General features: G+C 71.3%; 16 protein-coding genes. 9 read left to right on the top strand and 7 right to left on the bottom strand.

The annotated features are described in order from the left end of the window. The first annotated feature begins 149 nt into the window (after positions 1-149). A complete protein-coding gene (locus tag ACXJKQ_RS15725) occupies positions 150-1,838 on the top strand; it encodes a thiamine pyrophosphate-binding protein (protein ID WP_457106692.1) in 1,689 nt (562 codons plus the stop codon). A gap of 138 nt (positions 1,839-1,976) precedes the next feature. Next, positions 1,977-2,420: a DMT family transporter gene (locus tag ACXJKQ_RS15720; protein WP_457106666.1), complete on the top strand. Its 444-nt coding sequence runs from the start codon at positions 1,977-1,979 to the stop codon at positions 2,418-2,420. Positions 2,421-2,468: 48 nt separating this feature from the next. Here the strand turns inward: ACXJKQ_RS15720 and ACXJKQ_RS15715 are convergent, their stop codons facing one another. Next, positions 2,469-3,797 carry an Nramp family divalent metal transporter gene (locus tag ACXJKQ_RS15715; RefSeq protein WP_457106665.1) on the bottom strand — a complete coding sequence of 443 codons (1,329 nt, stop codon included), beginning with the start codon at positions 3,795-3,797 and terminating at the stop codon, positions 2,469-2,471. 155 nt (positions 3,798-3,952) lie between these two features. Between ACXJKQ_RS15715 and mntR the strand changes: the two genes are divergently transcribed. Continuing rightward, positions 3,953-4,414, top strand: coding sequence for a manganese-binding transcriptional regulator MntR (gene mntR, locus ACXJKQ_RS15710; RefSeq protein ID WP_457106664.1), 462 nt, complete (start codon positions 3,953-3,955; stop codon positions 4,412-4,414). A gap of 137 nt (positions 4,415-4,551) precedes the next feature. Here the strand turns inward: mntR and ACXJKQ_RS15705 are convergent, their stop codons facing one another. Then, on the bottom strand, positions 4,552-5,736 hold the full coding sequence (locus ACXJKQ_RS15705; RefSeq protein WP_457106663.1) for a zinc-binding metallopeptidase family protein: 1,185 nt from the start codon (positions 5,734-5,736) through the stop codon (positions 4,552-4,554). A gap of 216 nt (positions 5,737-5,952) precedes the next feature. Here ACXJKQ_RS15705 and ACXJKQ_RS15700 point away from each other — a divergent pair, with 216 nt between their 5' ends. The 5 genes from ACXJKQ_RS15700 (at position 5,953) to ACXJKQ_RS15680 (ending at position 13,484) form a co-directional block, all read left to right on the top strand. Continuing rightward, positions 5,953-9,231, top strand: coding sequence for a transglutaminase family protein (locus ACXJKQ_RS15700; protein WP_457106662.1), 3,279 nt, complete (start codon positions 5,953-5,955; stop codon positions 9,229-9,231). A gap of 13 nt (positions 9,232-9,244) precedes the next feature. Next, the gene (locus tag ACXJKQ_RS15695) at positions 9,245-11,782 is read left to right on the top strand and encodes a circularly permuted type 2 ATP-grasp protein (RefSeq protein WP_457106661.1); all 2,538 of its coding nucleotides are present in this window, start codon (positions 9,245-9,247) and stop codon (positions 11,780-11,782) included. A 103-nt stretch (positions 11,783-11,885) separates the two neighbouring features. Further along, positions 11,886-12,785 carry a transglutaminase family protein gene (locus ACXJKQ_RS15690; protein ID WP_457106660.1) on the top strand — a complete coding sequence of 300 codons (900 nt, stop codon included), beginning with the start codon at positions 11,886-11,888 and terminating at the stop codon, positions 12,783-12,785. A 154-nt stretch (positions 12,786-12,939) separates the two neighbouring features. Further along, a complete protein-coding gene (locus ACXJKQ_RS15685) occupies positions 12,940-13,164 on the top strand; it encodes an antitoxin MazE family protein (RefSeq protein WP_457106659.1) in 225 nt (74 codons plus the stop codon). Further along, complete coding sequence (locus tag ACXJKQ_RS15680) at positions 13,161-13,484, top strand: type II toxin-antitoxin system PemK/MazF family toxin (RefSeq protein ID WP_457106658.1); 324 nt, start codon at positions 13,161-13,163, stop codon at positions 13,482-13,484. The genes ACXJKQ_RS15685 and ACXJKQ_RS15680 overlap by 4 nt, the downstream gene beginning before the upstream one ends. Positions 13,485-13,505: 21 nt before the next feature. Here the strand turns inward: ACXJKQ_RS15680 and ACXJKQ_RS15675 are convergent, their stop codons facing one another. From ACXJKQ_RS15675 to ACXJKQ_RS15660, 4 genes are all read right to left on the bottom strand, one after another. Further along, entirely contained in the window at positions 13,506-14,117 is a 612-nt protein-coding gene (locus ACXJKQ_RS15675; RefSeq protein ID WP_457106657.1) for a pyridoxamine 5'-phosphate oxidase family protein, read from the bottom strand. A gap of 7 nt (positions 14,118-14,124) precedes the next feature. Then, positions 14,125-15,840 carry a lysine--tRNA ligase gene (locus ACXJKQ_RS15670; RefSeq protein WP_457106656.1) on the bottom strand — a complete coding sequence of 572 codons (1,716 nt, stop codon included), beginning with the start codon at positions 15,838-15,840 and terminating at the stop codon, positions 14,125-14,127. Between the two features lie 343 nt (positions 15,841-16,183). Continuing rightward, positions 16,184-16,390, bottom strand: a complete 207-nt coding sequence (locus ACXJKQ_RS15665; RefSeq protein ID WP_457106655.1) for a hypothetical protein — start codon at positions 16,388-16,390, stop codon at positions 16,184-16,186. Positions 16,391-16,478: 88 nt separating this feature from the next. Then, entirely contained in the window at positions 16,479-17,330 is an 852-nt protein-coding gene (locus tag ACXJKQ_RS15660) for a transporter substrate-binding domain-containing protein (RefSeq protein WP_457106691.1), read from the bottom strand. A gap of 156 nt (positions 17,331-17,486) precedes the next feature. Between ACXJKQ_RS15660 and ACXJKQ_RS15655 the strand changes: the two genes are divergently transcribed. After that, positions 17,487-17,699: a hypothetical protein gene (locus tag ACXJKQ_RS15655; RefSeq protein ID WP_457106654.1), complete on the top strand. Its 213-nt coding sequence runs from the start codon at positions 17,487-17,489 to the stop codon at positions 17,697-17,699. Positions 17,700-18,249: 550 nt separating this feature from the next. Here the strand turns inward: ACXJKQ_RS15655 and ACXJKQ_RS15650 are convergent. Next, positions 18,250-18,561: hypothetical protein (locus ACXJKQ_RS15650; RefSeq protein ID WP_457106653.1), on the bottom strand; the 312-nt coding region annotated here is incomplete at its 5' end.

Genomic DNA, 18,561 nt, shown 5'->3' with positions numbered 1-18,561 from the left:
CGGCCGCGGGGGCCGGCTCCGGTGTCGCGCCCGTCGCCCGCGGCGTGCCGGCGCGGGTCGGCCCCTCGGGCTGCGGGCGGCGGTGCGGCATTGCCCCGGCCCGCCCATGGTTTAGCCTCCCGCTGATTCCGCCGGAGGGGACTGGGATGATGCCGATCGAGACCGTGGAGGCCGCCGGCCGCCGGAGGGGCGCCGATCTCCTGGTGGAGGTGCTGCGCTCGGAGGGGGTGCGCTACATCTTCGGCAATCCCGGCACCACCGAACTGCCGCTCATCGACGCCCTGACCGAGGCGCCGGACATCGCCTACGTGCTCGCCCTGCAGGAGGCCACCGCCGTGGCCATGGCGGACGGCTACGCGCAAGGGGCGCGGCGGCCCGCCTTCCTCAACCTGCACACGGCGGGCGGCCTCGGCCACGCCATGGGCGGGCTGGTGAATTCCCAGGTCTCGGGCACGCCGCTGGTGGTCACCGCCGGGCAGCAGGATCTCCGCCACGCGCTGACCGACCCGCTGCTGATGGGCGACCTCGTGGCCATCGCCGACCCGGTGATGAAGTGGGCGCGCGAGGTGACGAGCCCGGATCAGATCCCGATCCTGCTCCGCCGGGCCTTCCACGATGCAGGGGCCGCCCCCTCCGGCCCGGTCTTCCTGTCCCTGCCCATGGACGTGATGGAGGCGATGAGCGCGGTCCCCGCGGGCGAGACCTCCACCATCGACCAGCGGGCGGTGGCGGGCTCCCTGGACCGGCTGGCGGAGGCGCTCGCCGCCATCGCGCCGGGCCGCCTCGCCCTGATCGCCGGCGACGAGATCGACGCCTCGGACGCCTCGGCCCAGATGGTGGCGCTCGCCGACCTGCTGGCGGCGCCGGTCTACGGCTCGTCCTGGCCGGCCCACATCCCCTTCCCGACCGCGCATCCCCTCTGGGCCGGCAACCTGCCGACCCGGGCCGACGCCATCGCCGACATTCTCGGGCGCTACGACGCGGTGTTCGCGCTCGGCGGCAAGTCGCTGATCACCGTGCTCTACTCGGAGGTCTCGGCGGTGCCGCCGGGGGTGCAGGTCTTCCAGCTCTCGGCGGACGTGCGCGACCTCGGGCGCACCTACGCCACCAGCCTGTCGACGGTGGGCGACATCCGCGCCTCGCTGGACGCCCTGCTGCCGCTGCTCGGCCCCCGCCTCGCCGACCGGGCCGAGGCCTTCGCGCGGCTGCGCGGCGCAGCCGTGACCGCCCGGGCCGAGCGGCGGGCGAAGCTCGCCGCCGCGGCGGACGCGGCCTTCGCGGATCCGGTGATCGCGCCCCTGGTCGCCGCCCGGGAGGTGGCCCGCGCGGTCGGGGCCGAGACCACCATCGTGGACGAGGCGCCCGCGACGCTCACCCACCTGCGCACCTTCCTCGACAGCCCCTCGGCACATCAATACGCGGCGATGCGCGGCGGCGTGCTGGGCTGGGGCATGCCGGCCGCGGTGGGCTTTTCCTTGGGACTCGACCGGGCGCCCGTGGTCTGCGTCGTGGGCGACGGGGCCGCCCTCTACTCGCCGCAGGCGCTCTGGACCGCTGCGCATGAAAAGCTGCCGGTCACCTTCGTGGTGATCAACAACGCCGAGTACAACATCCTCAAGACCTTCATGAGGGGCCAGGCGCACTACGCCTCGGTGCGCGCCAACCGCTTCATCGCCATGGACCTCACCGACCCGCGGATCGATTTTTTGGCGCTCGCCGCCTCGATGGGGGTCCCGGCGCGGCGGGTGACGGCCGCGGCCGACATCGCCCCGGCGATCGAGGCCGGGATCCGTTCGGGCGGGGCCAACCTGGTCGAGGTGGTGGTGCGGGCGACGTGAGGGAACGCCCCTCCGCCGGCCGCCGAGGGGCGCGGCCCTGAGGGCCGTCGCGGCGTTCGGACACAGCGGCCGCCGAGGAACACGAACGTCCGGTCCGGGCTCCCCTAGGGATCGGTTTGACCGGGCGGGATCTCAGCCATGTGGTACCTCTACGGTTTCGCGCTGCTGGCCGGCGTGGCCAACGCCGTCCAGGCCGGACAGAACGGGACGCTGTCGAAGGGGCTGGCCGAATCGCTGTCCGCCGGCCTCGTGGTCGCCGCCGGGACGGCGACCTGCATCCTCGCGGTCGGGCTCCTCTCCGGGAAGCTCGCTTGGCCGACGGCCGCGCAAGCCCTCGCCATGCCCTGGTGGGCCTGGTTCGGCGGGGTCCTGGGTGGAGGCATCATCCTGGCGCAGTTCGTCGTGGCCCGCCAGATCGGGGCCGCCCCGTTCCTGGGCCTCCTCGTCACGGCCGGGGTCGCCACATCGATCGTGCTGGACAATTTCGGCTGGGTCGGCTTCGAGCGCCACCCCGCCAGTCTCTGGCGCATCCTCGGCGGGGTGCTGATGATCGCCGGTGTCGCCCTCGTCGCGCTCTTCTAGGATCGAAGCCGCTCCCGCGGGCCGGTCACGCCGACCGGCCTCGCGGGCTCACGCCAGCCCCGGCACCGGCACCCCGAAGGCCGCCGCCAGCAGCACCGCGTTGAGCGCGAGCACCAGGGCGGCCCCCGCCACGGCGGCCGCCTGGGTGAGCGGCCCGTTGGCGAAGGGTCCCATCACGCTCCGGCGCCGGGTGAACACCACCAGAGCCACCATGGGCACCGGCAGGGCGAGGGACAGCACCACCTGCGACAGGACCAGCGCCCGGGTCGGGTCGACTCCGATCGCCACCACCACGAAGGCCGGCAGCATGGTCACGAGCCGCCGGACGAGGAGCGGGATGCGCCAGCCGGTGAAGCCCTGCATCACCAGCTGCCCGGCGAGGGTCCCAACCACCGAGGACGAGATCCCGGAGGCGAGCAGCGACACCAGGAAGGCCGCCCCGGCCGCCGGGCCGAGGAGCGGCGTCAGGGTGCGGTAGGCCTCGCCGATCTCGGCGACCCCGCTGTGGCCGGCATGGAAGGCCGCCGCCGCCATGATCACCATCGCGATGTTGACGAGGCCCGCCAGCAGCAGCGCCACCACCACCTCGCGGTTCGAGTAGCGCACCAGCAGGCGCCGGTCGGCCTCGGTCCGGGGACTGCCCCGCCCCTGGGTCAGGCCGGAATGCAGGAACAGCGCGTGCGGCATGACGGTGGCGCCGATGATCCCCACCGCGATGGTCAGCGCCTCCGCGTCCGGGATTCGCGGTGTGACGAGGCCCTTGGCGGCCTCGCCCCAGGCCACCGGGGCGATCAGCAGCTCGACTGCGTAACAGAGGCCGATCGTGCCCACCATCGCGCCGATGGCGATCTCCAGGGGCCGGAAGCCCTCGTGCTCCAGGAGCAGGATCGCGTAGGTCACAATGGCGGTGACCGCCATGCCGGCCATGAGCGGCATGCCGGTGAGCAGCGACAGGCCGATGGCGCCGCCGAGGAATTCCGCGAGGTCGGTGGCCATCGCGGCGACCTCGCTGATGCCCCAGAGGCCGAGGCGCACCGGGCGCGTCGTCGCGTCCCGGCAATGCTCGGCGAGGTTCTTGCCGGTCACAATCCCGAGCTTGGCCGACAGCGCCTGGAACAGCATCGCCGTCAGGTTGGCGAGCAGCACCACCCAGAGCAGCCCGTAGCCGTAGCGGGCGCCGGCCTGGATGTTGGTGGCGAAGTTGCCCGGGTCCATGTAGGCGATCGACGCCGTCACGGCGGGGCCTGCAAACAGCAGGAACCGGCCTCGTCCGCCCCTCCGCCCGTCGAGGACGTCGCGGATGGCGTCCTCCGTCCGCCGGCTCATCGCCCCGGGCGCGGCGCTCCCCGGGACCGTCGCGGCGTTCGGCGCCACCATGCTCAGCGTCTCCTCAAAGATATAGCCCGAGCTATATTCAGGGCATCGCCCGCCGGATTCAAGGGGGTGGCGCGGACCGTACGGGACTCCCCTCCCAGGGGTGGACTTTGCTAGAGAGGGGCGGGGCGGCGTGTGCGTGCCGAGGGGGAGAGCCGATGCAGGAACCGTCCGAGCAGGGCTCGCCCGAGACCGTGCTGGTCGATCCCGAGCGCCACGTGGAGAGCTTCCGCCAGGCCCGCGAGGCGCGGCGCTCCGAGCTGGTCGAGGATTACGTCGAGCTGATCGACGACCTGATCGGCGACGGCGGCGAGGCGCGGCAGGTGGATATCGCGGCCCGCCTCGGCGTGGCGCAGCCGACCGTCGCCAAGATGCTCAAGCGCCTGTGCGAGGACGGCTTCGTCCAGCAGCGGCCGTATCGCGGCGTGTTCCTGACCGAGGCGGGGCGCCAGCTCGCCGCCCAGGCGCGGGAGCGCCACCGGATCGTCGAGCGCTTCCTGTGCGCGCTGGGGGTGAGCCCCGAGACGGCCCGGCGCGACGCCGAGGGGATCGAGCACCATGTCAGCGCCGAGACCCTGGCGGCGTTCCGCGCCTTCGCGGAGCGGCACGGGGGGGCGTGAGGCGCCCGTCCGACCGACCTCCCGTCATCGCGCGCGCAGCGAAGCGACCCAGCGCGGCCACCGCGATCAGCGCCGCGCAACGGGTATTGCGTCGCTCGGCTCGCAGAGGCGGGCTGTCGGCGTCGCCCGTCCTGCCCTCACACCGTCGGCGCCGGCACCTTCTGGCGCAGGCCCATGATCACCGCCCGGAGCATCTCGGCGCCCGCCTCGCCGGCATCCGGCAGGAGGCCGGTGCGGGAGGCGTAGATCCGCTCGTGCACGAAGGCGAGCTTGGCGATCACCGTCGGGGTCAGCTTGAACGGGTAGAGCGCCGGCTGGCCCATGCTGTGGGAGAGCGAATTGATCGCGTAGGTCAGCGGCAGCCACGCCGCGATCAGCCGGTCGAGATCCAGGGTGTTGTAGGGGTCGAAGTCGATCACGGTCGGCGCGGCCTGCCCGTGGCGCAGGCGCGGGCGCACGTGCAGCTCGAAGGTCGAGGCGGTCTCCACCGTGTCGACGATGTGCAGGTAATGCGCGAAGGTCTCGGCGAAGTCCTCCCACGGATGGGCCGTGGCGTAGGCCGAGACGTAGGCCTCGCCCCAGTCGGCGGGCGCACCCCGCGCGTAATGGGCCTGCAGGGCCTGGACGTAGTTCAGGCGCTCGTCGCCGAACAGCGCCCGGAACGAGTCCATGGTGGGGCTGTTCATCACCAGCAGGTACCAGAAGTAATGCCCGATCTCGTGCCGGAAATGGCCGAGCAGGGTGCGGTAATGCTCGCCGAACAGGATCCGGCGGCGCTCCCGCTCGACGTCGTCGGCCTCGGCGATGTTCATGGTGATCAGGCCGTTGATGTGGCCCGTGAGCACCGGCACGCCCCCGGAAAAGCTCTCGGAGGGATCGACCAGGAAATCGAAGGCCAGCCCGTCCGTGTACTGGGCGCGGGTGGCCAGCGGCAGCTCCAGGCGCAGCAGCGAGTAGAACAGCCGGTGCTTGGCCGCCTCGATCTGCCGCCAGCGGGCGAGGTTCCAGGGCTGCGACAGGTCCGGCACCACGCGGTTGTGGCGGCAGGCGGTGCAGTAGATGTCCGGGCTGTCCTCCGGCACCAGCCAGTTGCAGGCTTCCGAGAGGGCGTTGTTGCACAGGCGGTAGCGCTGGCCGGGATCCGCGTAGGCGTGGAAGACCTGCGCCCCGCCCATCCGCGGATGGGCCGAGAGACCCTGCGGCTCCAGGGCCGAGACCTCGTGGACCGCGCAGGTATAGCCCAGCTGCCGCGCGCAGCTCTCGCAGCCGGTCGCCTCGAAGGTGACCGGCTGGTCGCAGGCTTGGCACTGGAAGATCTTCATCGTGCGGTCCCGGGCCGGCGGCCGACCCATCTGGCGATCAAGCGGGGCCGGGCGGCAAAGTTCCTGCCATACGCCCGACGGGCGCGCGCCGCCGCACGAAAATTGCTTGTGGCCCGATCTGTGTCGCATAACCGCGCGGTGGGGGCCGACGTTCGACCTGCCGCGATGTCCGGTACCGGCTACGAGGCCGCATTCGATCCTTCAGACGGAGCCATCGTGTCGATCAAAGCCGCCCTGCACCACGTCACGCATTACCGCTACGACCGGCCGATCAGCCTCGGCCCCCAGGTGATCCGCCTGCGTCCGGCCCCGCATGCGCGCACCAAGGTGCCGGCCTACGCGCTCACGGTGACGCCGGCCAACCACTTCCTGAACTGGCAGCAGGATCCGAGCGGCAACTGGCTCGCCCGCCTCGTCTTCCCGGAGAAGACCGACGAGTTGAAGATCGAGGTCGACCTCACCGCCGACATGGCGGTGATCAACCCGTTCGATTTCTTCGTCGAGGATTACGCCCAGACCCACCCCTTCGCGTACGACCCGGACCTCGCGGAGGAACTGGCCCCCTACCGGGCGCCGGTCGACGCGGATTGTCCGGAGATGGAGGCGCTGCTCGCGCGCCTTCCGGACGAACCCAGTACCGTGCAGTTCCTGGTGGCGCTGAACGCCCAGATCGCCCGGGAGACCGCCTACGGCGTGCGCCTGGAGCCCGGCGTCCAGACGCCCGCCGAGACCCTTCGGCTCAAGAGTGGTTCCTGCCGCGACTCGGCGTGGCTGCTCGTGCAGGTGCTGCGCCGGATCGGGTTCGCCGCCCGGTTCGTCTCCGGCTACCTGATCCAGCTCGTGCCCGACACCACCGCGGTCGACGGCCCCGCCGGGACCGCGTCGGACTTCACCGACCTGCATGCCTGGGCCGAGGTCTACCTGCCGGGCGCCGGCTGGATCGGCATGGACGCGACCTCGGGTCTGCTCACCGGCGAGGGCCACATCCCGCTGGCCGCGACGCCGCATTACCGTTCGGCCGCGCCGATCTCGGGGGCGATGGAGCCCGCCGAGACCACCTTCGATTTCGGGATGAGCATCACCCGCGTCGCCGAGACGCCGCGGATCACCAAGCCGTTCTCGGAGGCGGTCTGGGCGTCCATGGACGCGCTGGGCGAGCGGGTCGACGCCGACCTCGCCGCGCAGGACGTGCGGCTCACCATGGGCGGCGAGCCGACCTTCGTGTCGGTGGACGATTTCGAATCGCCCGAGTGGAACATCGCCGCCGTCGGCCCGACCAAGCGCGGCCTCGCCGACCAGCTGATCCGGCGCCTGCGCGACCGGTTCGGCCCGGGGGGGCTGCTCCATTACGGCCAGGGCAAGTGGTATCCCGGCGAGAGCCTGCCCCGCTGGGCCTTCGCGCTGTACTGGCGCAAGGACGGCCAGCCGATCTGGCGGAACCCGGACCTGATCGCCCCGGAGGCCGCCCCCGGAGAGGCGGGCGCCGCGACGATCGCGCAGGCCAAGGCCCTCGCCGACACCGTGGCCCGCCGCCTCGGCCTCGTCGACTACGTCATCCCGGCCTTCGAGGACGGCGACCTCTGGGAGAAGAAGGCCGCGGACCTGCCGGTCAACGTCACGCCCGACGCGGCCCGGTCCGGCTCCGTGGAGTTCGACGCCCGGATCAGGCGGGTCTACGAGCGGGGCCTCGGGGAGCCGGCCGGCTACGTCCTGCCGCTCGCGAGCCTGCCCACCGGCACGGACGGCGATTCCGACCGGGTCTGGATCTCGGAGGCCTGGGCATTCCGCCGGGGCGACGCCTTCCTGGTCCCGGGTGACTCTCCGGTGGGCTTCCGCCTGCCCCTGTCGTCCCTGCCCTACGTGCCGCCGGAGCACTATCCCTACTATCAGCCGCAGGATCCCCTGGAGCCCCGGCCGCCCCTCCCCGACGGGCATCCCGGCGCGGCCACCGTCAACGGCTCCGGCATCACCGGCGTGGCGGTGCGCACGGCCCTGTCGATCGAGCCCCGGGACGGCGTGGTGCGGGTGTTCATGCCGCCGGTGCAGCGCGTGGACGAGTATCTCGAACTCGCCGGCCATCTCGAGGCCGCGGCCGCGGCCCTGAGCCTGCCGATCCACCTCGAGGGCTACGAGCCGCCCTACGACCCGCGCATCGGCGTGATCAAGGTCACCCCCGATCCGGGCGTGATCGAGGTGAACGTCCACCCGGCCGCCTCCTGGCGGGAGGCGGTCGCCATCACCACCGACTTGTACGCCGATGCGCGGCAAACCCGGCTCGGCGCGGAAAAATTCATGACCGACGGGCGCCACACCGGCACCGGCGGCGGCAACCACGTGGTCATGGGCGGCGTCACGCCGGACGATTCGCCGTTCCTGCGCCGGCCCGACCTCCTCAAGAGCCTCGTGCTCTACTGGCAGCGCCATCCGGCGCTCTCGTACCTGTTCTCCGGCCTCTACATCGGACCCACGAGCCAGGCCCCGCGCATGGACGAGGCCCGCCACGACGGGCTCTACGAACTGGAGATCGCGCTGGCCCAGATCCCGGCCCCGGACGCGCCCAACATCCCGCGCTGGCTCGTCGACCGGGTGTTCCGCAACATCCTCGTGGACGTCACGGGCAACACCCACCGGTCCGAGATCTGCATCGACAAGCTCTACTCCCCGGACGGGCCCACCGGGCGCCTCGGCCTCCTGGAGTTCCGGGCCTTCGAGATGCCGCCGGACGCGCGGATGAGCCTCGCCCAGCAGCTGCTGCTGCGCGCCCTCGTGGCGTGGCTCTGGCGGGAGCCGCAGACCGGGGGCTGTGTCCGCTGGGGCACGAACCTCCACGATCGGTTCATGCTGCCGCATTTCCTCTGGTCCGACTTCCTCTCGGTGCTGGAGGATCTCCGGGCGGCGGGGTACGCTTTCGATCCGGTCGCCTTCGAGGCGCAGGCCCTGTTCCGGTTCCCGGTCTTCGGCACGGTCGAGCAGGGCGGGGTCCGGATGGAGCTGCGCCAGGCGCTGGAGCCCTGGCACGTCATGGGCGAGGAAGGGACCAGCGGGGGCACCGTGCGCTTCGTCGACAGCTCGGTCGAGCGGCTGCAGGTCAAGGTCGAGGGCTTCGTGCCCGAGCGGCACGTCATCGCCTGCAACGGCCGCCGCCTGCCCATGACCGGAACCGGCCGGGGCGGCGAGGCCGTGGCGGGGCTGCGCTTCAAGGCGTGGCAGCCGGCTTCCTCCCTGCACCCGACCATCCCCGCCCACTCGCCGCTCACCTTCGACATCCTCGATGCCTGGAGCGGGCGGTCGCTGGGCGGCTGCCGCTACCACGTCGCCCATCCGGGCGGCCGCAACTACGAGACCCATCCGGTCAACGCCTACGAGGCGGAGGGGCGCCGCCTCGCCCGGTTCCAGCCGAACGGCCACACCCCCGGCCGGATCGACATGCCGCCTCCGGAACCGAGCGCCGAGTTCCCCCTCACCCTCGACCTGCGGACGCCGGCCCCGCAATGACCGGAACCCCGTGATGGACGCCGCGCTCGCGGCCAGCACCGCCCGCGGAGAGCCCGCGGAGAGCCCGCAGGCGCGCGTCGCGCGCTGGGTCGCGGGCTATCGCCCCGAACCCGGCCGGCCGGACGAGTTCCTGGGCTCCGACGGCCAGCCCCGGGGGGCGTGGCCGCGCCTGCTCGACCGTCTCGGCGCCCTCACCGAGCCGGAGATCACGGCCCGCTTCGTCGCGGCGGAGCGACACATCCGGGACGCCGGCATCTCCTTCCGCATCGCCGGCGACCAGCGCGAGCATCCCTGGCCGCTCGGCTGCCTGCCCCTGGTGATCCAGGGGGCCGAGTGGGCGGCGCTCAGCGCCGGGATCGTCCAGCGCGCGGAGCTGATGGAGGCGATCCTCGCCGACGTCTACGGGGACGGGCGGCTGGTCGCCGAGGGGCTCCTGCCCGCCGCGATCGTGGCCGGCACGCCGGAGTTCCTGCATCCGCTCCACGGCGTCGCCCCCCCGGGCGGCCACTACCTCAAGCTCTACGCCGCCGATCTCGGCCGGGGCTCGGACGGGCGCTGGCAGGTTCTGGCTGACCGGACCCAGGCGCCCTCGGGGCTCGGCTGGGCGCTGGAGAACCGCATGGTCCTGGCCCGGACCTTCCCGGACTTCTTCCAGGACCTCCACGTCGAGCGCCTGCCGGCCTTCTTCCAGGCGTTCCGCGACGGGCTGGCCCTGGGGGCGGAGCGGGTCGACCCGCGGATCTGCCTGCTGACCTCCGGCCCCTACAGCAGCACCTATGTCGAGCAGGCGGCGCTGGCCCGCTATCTCGGCCTGATGCTGGTGGAGGGGGACGACCTCGTCATGCGCGACGGCCGCCTGCACGTGCGCACCGTCGCGGGGCTGAAGCGGGCCGACGCCCTGTGGCGGCGGATCGACGCCGACTTCCTCGACCCTCTGGAACTGAACCCGGCCTCGCGGCTCGGCGTGCCGGGCATCCTCGACGCCCTGCGCAACGGCTCCCTGGTGATGGCCAACATGCCGGGTTCGGGCCTCGTCGAATCGGCGGCGCTCGCCCCCTACCTCGACGGCATCGCCCGCAGGGTGCTCGGCGAGCCCCTGCGGCTCGGCCATCCGCGCACGTGGTGGTGCGGCGACCTGGAGGGCCTCGCCCATGCCCAGGCCAACCTCGACAGCCTGACCCTGCGCCCGGCCGCCACGCCCCAGCGCGGGGCGGGGCGCGACGCGATCCTGGCGGGGCCGGTCTTGGCGGCCGAGCGCGCGCGGGTCGTGGCGGCCCTGCGCGACCGGCCCTTCGACTACGTCGCCCAGGAGGCGGCGCCGCTCTCGACCATGCCGGGCTGGGAGCGCGGCGAGGCCGGCCTCTCCCTGGTGCCACGCCCCTTCGCGGTCCGCGTCTTCGCCACCCGGACGCCCCTCGGCTGGCAGGTCATGCCCGGCGGCTTCTGCCGCGTCTCGGAGCGCGAGGACGTCGACCCGATCGAGCTGCGGCTCGGCATCCGCTCCGCCGATGTCTGGGTCCTGTCGGAGAAGCCTGTCGCCGCGCCCCTGATCGGCTTGCACGCGGCCCCGCGGGTGCGCCGGGTCGGCGGCCACCTCCCCGCCCGGGCGGCCGACGGCCTGTTCTGGCTCGGCCGCTACCTCGAGCGCAGCGAGGCGGTGATCCGGCTGGTGCTCGCTCATCTGCGCAGCATCGGGGACGCGGTCGGGGCCGACATCTCGGGCGCCCTCGACACGCCGGCGGCCCTGGCGCTGCGCGCCCTCCTGCACGAGTGGGGCGCCACCGGCGCAGCCGACCTGCCCACCGCCCGCCTCGCCCAGGAGGCGCTTTCCGGGCGCGAGCGGCCGGGTTCGGCCCGCGCGCACATCATCGCGGCGCGCCGCAACGCCGCCGCCCTGCGCGCCCGCCTCTCCGGCGAGGCCTGGCGCGTCCTGGCCGACCTGAACGAACTCCTGTCCCTCGATCCCGAGCGGGCGCTGACCGAGTCGCAGCTCGCGGGCCGGGCCGAGCGGGCGCTGAGCCATCTCGCGGCCCTCGCGGGCCTGACCCACGAGAACATGAGCCGCGCCGAGGGCTGGCACTTCATCGAACTCGGCCGGCGCATCGAGCGGGCGATCAACACCGGCGCCTTCGCCCTGGCCTTCGCCAACGACGAGGCGACCCCGGGCTGCCTCGGGGTGATGCTGTCGCTCTGCGACTCGCAGATCAGCTACGGCCGTCGCTACCTGCAGGGGGCGGCCCTCGACCCGGTCCGCGACATGGTCCTGCTCGATCCCTACAATCCCCGCTCGATCGCCTTCCAGGCGGAGGCGATCGCCCGGCACCTTGCCGACCTGCCGGCGCTGGCCGCCGACGGCATTCCCGAGCCCCATTGCCGCCTCGCCACCCGGATCCTGTCGGATCTGCGCAGCGGCGAGGCCGCGGATTTCGACGCCGTGCGCCTCACCGCGCTCGCGACCGACCTGGAGCGGCTCGCCGACGGCATCGCGGCCCGCTACTTCCCCACCGGGCCGAACGCGCTGCGCCCCGAGAAGCTGATGGGGCTGGCTTGATGCTGTGTGTCCTTGACGCTCCCGCCTCGAGGACGATCCGCAGCCTGGGCTGCGGCGCGCCTGCGCTCTTGCCGGCGACCGCGGGCGACGGGCGGGCGCCGGGATGATCTACACGCTGCGCCACCGCACCACCTACCGCTACGGCAAGCCGGTGCACTTCGCCCGCTGCACCCTGCGGCTCAAGCCGCAGGATGGCGAGGGCCAGAGCGTGCTGGCGAGCGCCGTGACGATCGACCCGAGCCCGGCCACCGCCGTGATCCGGCGCGACTACTTCGGGATCGACGCGCTGGCGATCACCTTGGAGACCCCCCACACCACCTTCAGCGTCGAGGCGCTCTCCACCGTGCGCGTCGAGCGCCAGGCCCCGCCGCCGCCGGAATCCGGGATGCCTTGGGAGCGGGTCCGCGACGCCGTGGTGGCCGGGCGCGACCTCGGCGGGCGGGCGCCGGTGCACTTCCTGTACCCGAGCGGCCGGGTGCCGCTGCTGCCCGCCGTCACCGACTACGCCAGGGCGAGCTTCGCGCCGGGCCGGGGCGCCTACGGGGCGGCCCACGACCTGATGCTGCGCATCGGCCAGGATTTCCGGTTCGATTCCAAGGCCACCACCGTCTACACGCCCCTCGCCGAGTCCTTCGCCCTGCGGGCCGGGGTCTGCCAGGATTTCGCCCACGTGATGATCGCGGGCTTGCGCGGCATGGGGCTGCCGGCGGCCTATGTCAGCGGCTACCTGCGCACCGTGCCGCCGCCGGGCCGTCCGCGCCTGCGCGGGGCGGATGCGAGCCACGCCTGGGTGGCGGTCTGGTGCGGCGACGGCTGGCGCGGCCTCGACCCGACCAACGGCGTCGCGGTGCGCGACGACCACATCGTGGTGGCCCGCGGCCGCGACTACGGCGACGTGGCGCCCGTGGACGGCATCGTCAGCGGCTCGGGCAAGCAGCGCCTCAAGGTCGAGGTCGACGTCATCCCCGACACCGAGACGCAGGACCTCGCGCTGGTGGGGTGAGGCGGCGTCGGCCCATCGCCTGCCGCTGTCGCGCTGCCCCGGGAGGCTTCGCGGCGCTCGCCAGGACGGCGGTGTCCGGGTCCCCACGCACCGCGTCTTGACGTCCGCCATTCCAAGTCCCTATTTGTTACATGTAACAGAAATCGAGACGGCGATGTCCAACCCTGTCGCCGAGCGCGTTCGGAAGCGTCGGGACGCTCTCCGCGCCGCCGGGCTCCGACCTGTGCAGATCTGGGTTCCGGACACGAGCCGGCCGGGCTTCGTCGAGGAATGCCGGCGCCAGGCGCTGCTGGTGGCCGAGGCCGATGCGGCCGATCGCGAACTGCATGCCTTCCTCGATGCCGCTCTCACCGATCTCGACGATCCGGCCGAGCCGTGACGCGCGGCGATCTCGTCACCGTCGCGAGGGCGGGCGATTTCGGAAAGCCGCGGCCGGCGCTCGTGATCCAGTCCGACGCCTTCGCCCAGACCGGCACGGTGACGGTCCTCCTGCTCTCGTCGACGCTGGTGGACGCGCCGCTGATCCGGCCGACTCTGCAGCCGACATCTCAGAACGGCCTGAACAAGCCGTCCCAAGTGCAGATCGACAAGGCCATGTCGGTGAGGCGGGAGAAGGTCGGCCCGCCGATCGGGCGCCTCGACGACGCGACCCTGCTGGCCGTGACGCGGTCCCTCGCGCTGTTCCTCGGTCTCGCGTAGCGCCGGCAGGCGGGCCGGCCCTCACCACATCGTCTTGGCCGCCCGCTCCGGCCACTGCGCGTTGTAGCTTTGGCCGCCGACCTCGCCCGCGGTCAGCGCCGCCAGGATCGCCCCCGGCGTCGGCAGGGTCGCCGGGTCGACGCGGGCTTCCGGATCCCACAGCCCGGCCCGGATGATCGCCCGCGCGCACTGGAAGTAGATCTCCGCGACCGTGATCACGAGGGCGGTGCGCGGCGCGTGGCCGTCGACCCGGAACGTGGCGAGGAGATCCGGATCGGCCGAGATCACCGCTCGCCCGTTCACCCGCAGCGTCGTCCCCGAGCCCGGGATCAGGAACAGCAGCGCCACCCGCGGGTCGCGCACGATGTTGCGGAGCGAGTCGATCCGGTTGTTGCCCCGCCGGTCGGGCAGGATCAGCGTGCGCGGATCGGCGACCCGCGCGAAGCCCGGCTGATCCCCGCGGGGACTGCAATCGAGGCCTTCGGGGCCGCTCGTCGCCAGCACCGCGAAGGGCGAGGCCGCGATCAGCGCCGCGTAATCCGGCGTGACCGAGGCCGCCACCTTCACCGTGGAGGCGGACGCCGGGGGCGTGCTGTAGAGCGCCTCCAGCGCGGCGAGATCGTCAACGATCATGGCGCCCTCACGCGACCGGGGATGCGACCTTGGCGTTGCCGGCCACGAAGGCTTCGTGCTCGGCCACCAGGGCGCCCGACAGGGCCGCGCCGATCAGGCTCCGGGTCTCCGCCACGCCGTAGAGCGCCACGAAGGAGCCGAAGCGGGGTCCCCGCGCCTCGCCGAACAGCACGTTGTAGAGGCTCGTGAACCACGCCTGCGACACGCCAGGCCGCCCGTCCGGGCTCTTGGCCTTGCCGGACGTGTCGGGGAAGTGGCGCCGCCCGACCTCGTAGACCGCCGCCTGCAGGGCCTCCGGGTCGGTGGAGCCGGCATGCTCCTCGAGGGTCTCGGACAGGTCCTCCAGGGCGGCCCGCTCCTCGGGGGTCGGCGCCCGGTAGGTCTTGGCCGGCCGCACGAAGTCCGAGAAGTAGGTCAGGGCGTGCTTCACCAGCCGGTCGAGGCCCGGATGGGTCTCCGGCCCGGTCTGCGGCGCGTAGCGGCGGATGAAGCCCCACAGCACCGCCGGATCCTCGGTGTTGGCCACCGCGGCGAGGTTGAGCAGCATCGCGAAGGTCAGGCTCGCGCCCTCGACCCGCTCCGGCACCGGCGGGTTGCCGGCATGGAGGTGCCAGACCGGGTTGCCGAGCCGCAGCTTCGCGTCCTGGCCGGCATAGCGGTCGAGGAAGCCGATATACTCGTCCACGTGCCGGGGGATCACGTCGAAGAACAGGCGCTTGGCCTCGCGGGGCTTGTTGTACATGAACAGGGCGAGCGAGTCCGGCGTGCCGTACTTGAGCCAATCGTCGATGGTCAGGCCGTTGCCCTTCGACTTCGAGATCTTCTGTCCCTTCTCGTCGAGGAACAGCTCGTAGTTGAAACCCTCCGGCGGCTCGCCGCCGAGCGCCCGGGCGATCTTGGCCGAGAGCTTGACCGAATCGATCAGGTCCTTGCCGGCCATCTCGTAATCGACACCGAGCGCCACCCAGCGCATCGCCCAGTCGGGCTTCCACTGCAGCTTGGCGTGGCCACCGGTCACCGGGGTCTCGTAGCGCTCGCCCGTCGCGGGATCGCGCCACACGATCGTGCCGCTCTCCGCCTTCACCTCGTCGATCGGCACCTGCATGACGTGGCCGGTGACCGGGTGGAGCGGCAGGAACGGCGAGTAGCTCGCCGAGCGCTCGGCCCGCAGCGACGGCAGCATGATCTCCATCACGGAATCGTAGCGCTCCAGCACGCGCAGCAGCGTCGCGTCGAACACCCCCGCGCGGTAGCACTCGGTCGCCGAGCGGAACTCGTAAGCGAACCCGAAGGCGTCGAGGAAGCGGCGCAACTCGGCGTTGTTGTGCGCCCCGAAGCTGTCATGGGTGCCGAACGGGTCGGGCACGCGGGTGAGCGGCTGGTTGAGATGGTCGGCCAGCATCGCGCGGTTCGGCACGTTGTCCGGGACCTTGCGCAGCCCGTCCATGTCGTCCGAGAAGGCGATCAGCCGGGTCGGCACGGCGTCGCGGGTGAGCACCCGGAAGGCGTGGCGCACCATGGAGGTGCGGGCGACCTCGCCGAACGTGCCGATATGCGGCAGGCCCGAGGGGCCGTAGCCGGTCTCGAACAGCACCTCGGTCTTGCCGGATTTCTCCATCCGCGCCAAGAGCTTGCGCGCCTCCTCGAAGGGCCAGGCGGCGGCGGTGGCGGCGGCCGCGATCACGTCGGCGTCGAGGGTCAGGGCTGGGGGAGCGGCTGGCATGTCTTCGGGGATGCGTGTTTGGGAGGGCGCACCCTAGAGCGGTTCGCGCCGGAGCGGAACGCCCGGTGGTGCATTGCGGGGTTCCATCGCCGGCCCGCGCGTGAGGCCTGTGACAGCGCACCTCGTCTCGGCTTGGCAGACGCACGCCTGATCCGCTCGGCTTCCTGATCGTGCCAGGACGAGTCCCGAATTTCGGATCTCCGAATCTCGCCCTCATCCTGAGGTGCCGCCGCGCAGCGGAGGCTTCGAAGGAGCCATCCAGAGACCGCTGCGCTGGCTGGAGCTCTCCTTCGAGGCCGTTGCGCGGCACCTCAGGATGAGGGCGAGGATGGGAAGTCCCGAGTCAAACAGGCTCTTGGAGCCGATCCTTGGCCCAGACGGCGCGGATCTCCGCCTCGGTCGCGTAATCGCCGCGGGCTTCGGATTCGTCGACCTCCGCCTCTTCCTCTGGGGTGAACCGGTAGACCGAGCCCTCTTCGCCCACGAAGGCCGGCATGAGGCGGGCGATCGCGTCCTGAAGGTCCGGGGACAGGTCGCGCGCCTTCGCCACGGCCTTCTCGCGCAGATCCGTCAGGTTGCAATCCGGCAACCGAAGCCCGGCGGGCAGGATTCCCGATTCCCGCGGGCGATGAAAGCCCTCAGAACGGGCTCACCGGGAAGAACCGCAGGTACAGCTCGGTGTACCGGCCGTCGTCCCAGACCCGCTGGAGCGCGTCGTCCAGCGCCCGGGACAGGGCCGCGTCCTCCTGGCGGGTGATCAGGCCGATCCCCTCCCCGAAATAGCGGTTCTCCAGGTAGTCGCCGCCGATCAGCGCGCAGCAGTTTTCCGCGTCCTGGCCACCGACATAGAGGGCGAGGTTGAGGCCGTCGGCGAACAGGTAGTCGATCTCGCCGCGCTTGAGCGCGCCCTCGGCCGCCGCGAGGTCGGTGAAGTCCTTGCCTACGGCCTTGGGGAAGAAAGCTTTCAGGTAGGCCGCATGGGCGCTGTTGCCGATCACCCCGACGCTGCGGCCGGCCAGCGCCGCCGCCGAGGGGACCGGCAGGCCCTTGTCGGTCCGGGCCGCGAAGCGTGCCGGCCAGCGGAAATACGGCCGCGTCGCCAGGAATTTCTGCCGCAGGGCTGCGGTCAGGGGGATCGCGGCCGCGACCACGTCGCCCTGCTTGCCGTCGAGGGCATCGAGCAGGGTGTCGAAGCGGCGCGCCTGCACCGTGCAGGGGATCGACAGCTTCTCGCAGACGGCCCGGGCGAGTTCGACCACGAAGCCGGTGGGGTTGCCGTCCGGTCCGGCGAAGTGCAGCGGCGGGAACTCGTCGTCGGTGAGGAAGCGGACGGCCCGGCCGGTCTGGGGCGCCTCGACCCGCTCACCCCGGCTGCGCGGGTTCCAGAAGTCCGGCACCGTGACGACGGGGGTGTCGACCGGCTGGGCGGCGGGAGCCTGAGCCTCCGGGGGCGCCGCCGCGCTGGCGACCCGTGGACCGCCACAGAGCAACGCAGCGATCACCGCGGCCGCGGCCCAGGATGGGATGGCGGTCCTATCGCCTCTTGACGACGGGGAAGGGGTGGTGCTCCTCTCGGAGCGCGGGGGCGGGGACTGGCTCACCCCCCTCCTCTATCACGTCCTGGGGCCGCCGGGGGAGCGCGCGGCGTGTCGTTCCAGCGCTCGCCCGCCGAGCRGGCCGCCCTGCCACCCGAGATCGCGTTCCTGCTGGCCGAAGGGGTCGACGTCCGGCTGTTGACCCGGGCCGCCGCCGCCGCGGCCAAGGCCGGGACCGACGCGGCGACGGCGCTCCTGAATGCCGGCCTGATCGCGGAACCGGCCTATTACGGGGCTCTAACAACAATAATAACAAGGGCTTAGATCGAATAATAGCGGCAGTAGAGGCATGAAATAGAGGCACTTCAAGGCTGGATTTTCTTGGACGAATTGCCGCATCTATACCACCAATGAACGCACATGTTGCTGATCAGCAACTATCAGAGCGACAAACGATAACGGGGAGAGGCAAATCCAAACGCCCTGCCCGTATTCTAGGACCATAGACGTCACAGGGGCGAGGCGGCCACGTCGCTCGGAGAGCTTTGAAGCCATAAGCTCGGGAGATGGATCCGCGAGACCGTAAAACTCGATCTGGAGCGTCCATTCCAGCTACGGATGGCGGCATACTTGGAAGACGTGCGCATTAGGAGCGGGCATCGAGGAACAGTTACGCGACGCCATAACCGGCCATACCGTTGCATCGGTGGGCCGGCGATACGAGACACCAACCCTGATGATGCTGGCGGACCCTATGGCGCGGTTCCCGCGCTACAGTACCGAGACTATTACGACGTGAAGTACTACAGCTTAGACAGATTCAAGTCTTGTATCGAATCGAGAGGGCGTATTTTCGATATAATCATTCCTTCAGCTATGTGAGCACGACCCTTCCACTTAAATAAATCCAGACCACATTCCCGAAGAAGCTACCAAAAGTTGCCGACCAATCGTTTGTCCGAATAGCTCTCCTAAAATCAGACGAACTACTTCTCTCGCGCTTTATCTGATCCACAATATTTGATCCGTAGCCGACAATTTCCCAAGGCTCGCGTTCGATGCCAGCTATTTCAATCTTTCCTAAGATCCATTGACGATCTGTTTCAGTTCTTCTCCCGATATTTTGGGATGAAATGCCTTCTTTAAAATCAAAGAATAATTTGAATAGATCAGATTTGTCATTCAC

Source organism: Methylobacterium sp. P5_C11, assembly GCF_054049775.1.
This window is presented reverse-complemented; position numbering and strand designations above follow the sequence as displayed.

Bases quoted from the DNA above. Each gene is read 5' to 3' on its own strand.
- ACXJKQ_RS15725 (WP_457106692.1), top strand. From the start codon at position 150: ATGCCGATCGAGACCGTGGAGGCCGCCGGCCGCCGGAGGGGCGCCGAT.
- ACXJKQ_RS15720 (WP_457106666.1), top strand. From the start codon at position 1,977: ATGTGGTACCTCTACGGTTTCGCGCTGCTGGCCGGCGTGGCCAACGCC.
- ACXJKQ_RS15715 (WP_457106665.1), bottom strand. From the start codon at position 3,797: ATGGTGGCGCCGAACGCCGCGACGGTCCCGGGGAGCGCCGCGCCCGGG.
- mntR (WP_457106664.1), top strand. From the start codon at position 3,953: ATGCAGGAACCGTCCGAGCAGGGCTCGCCCGAGACCGTGCTGGTCGAT.
- ACXJKQ_RS15705 (WP_457106663.1), bottom strand. From the start codon at position 5,736: ATGAAGATCTTCCAGTGCCAAGCCTGCGACCAGCCGGTCACCTTCGAG.
- ACXJKQ_RS15695 (WP_457106661.1), top strand. From the start codon at position 9,245: ATGGACGCCGCGCTCGCGGCCAGCACCGCCCGCGGAGAGCCCGCGGAG.
- ACXJKQ_RS15690 (WP_457106660.1), top strand. From the start codon at position 11,886: ATGATCTACACGCTGCGCCACCGCACCACCTACCGCTACGGCAAGCCG.
- ACXJKQ_RS15685 (WP_457106659.1), top strand. From the start codon at position 12,940: ATGTCCAACCCTGTCGCCGAGCGCGTTCGGAAGCGTCGGGACGCTCTC.
- ACXJKQ_RS15675 (WP_457106657.1), bottom strand. From the start codon at position 14,117: ATGATCGTTGACGATCTCGCCGCGCTGGAGGCGCTCTACAGCACGCCC.
- ACXJKQ_RS15670 (WP_457106656.1), bottom strand. From the start codon at position 15,840: ATGCCAGCCGCTCCCCCAGCCCTGACCCTCGACGCCGACGTGATCGCG.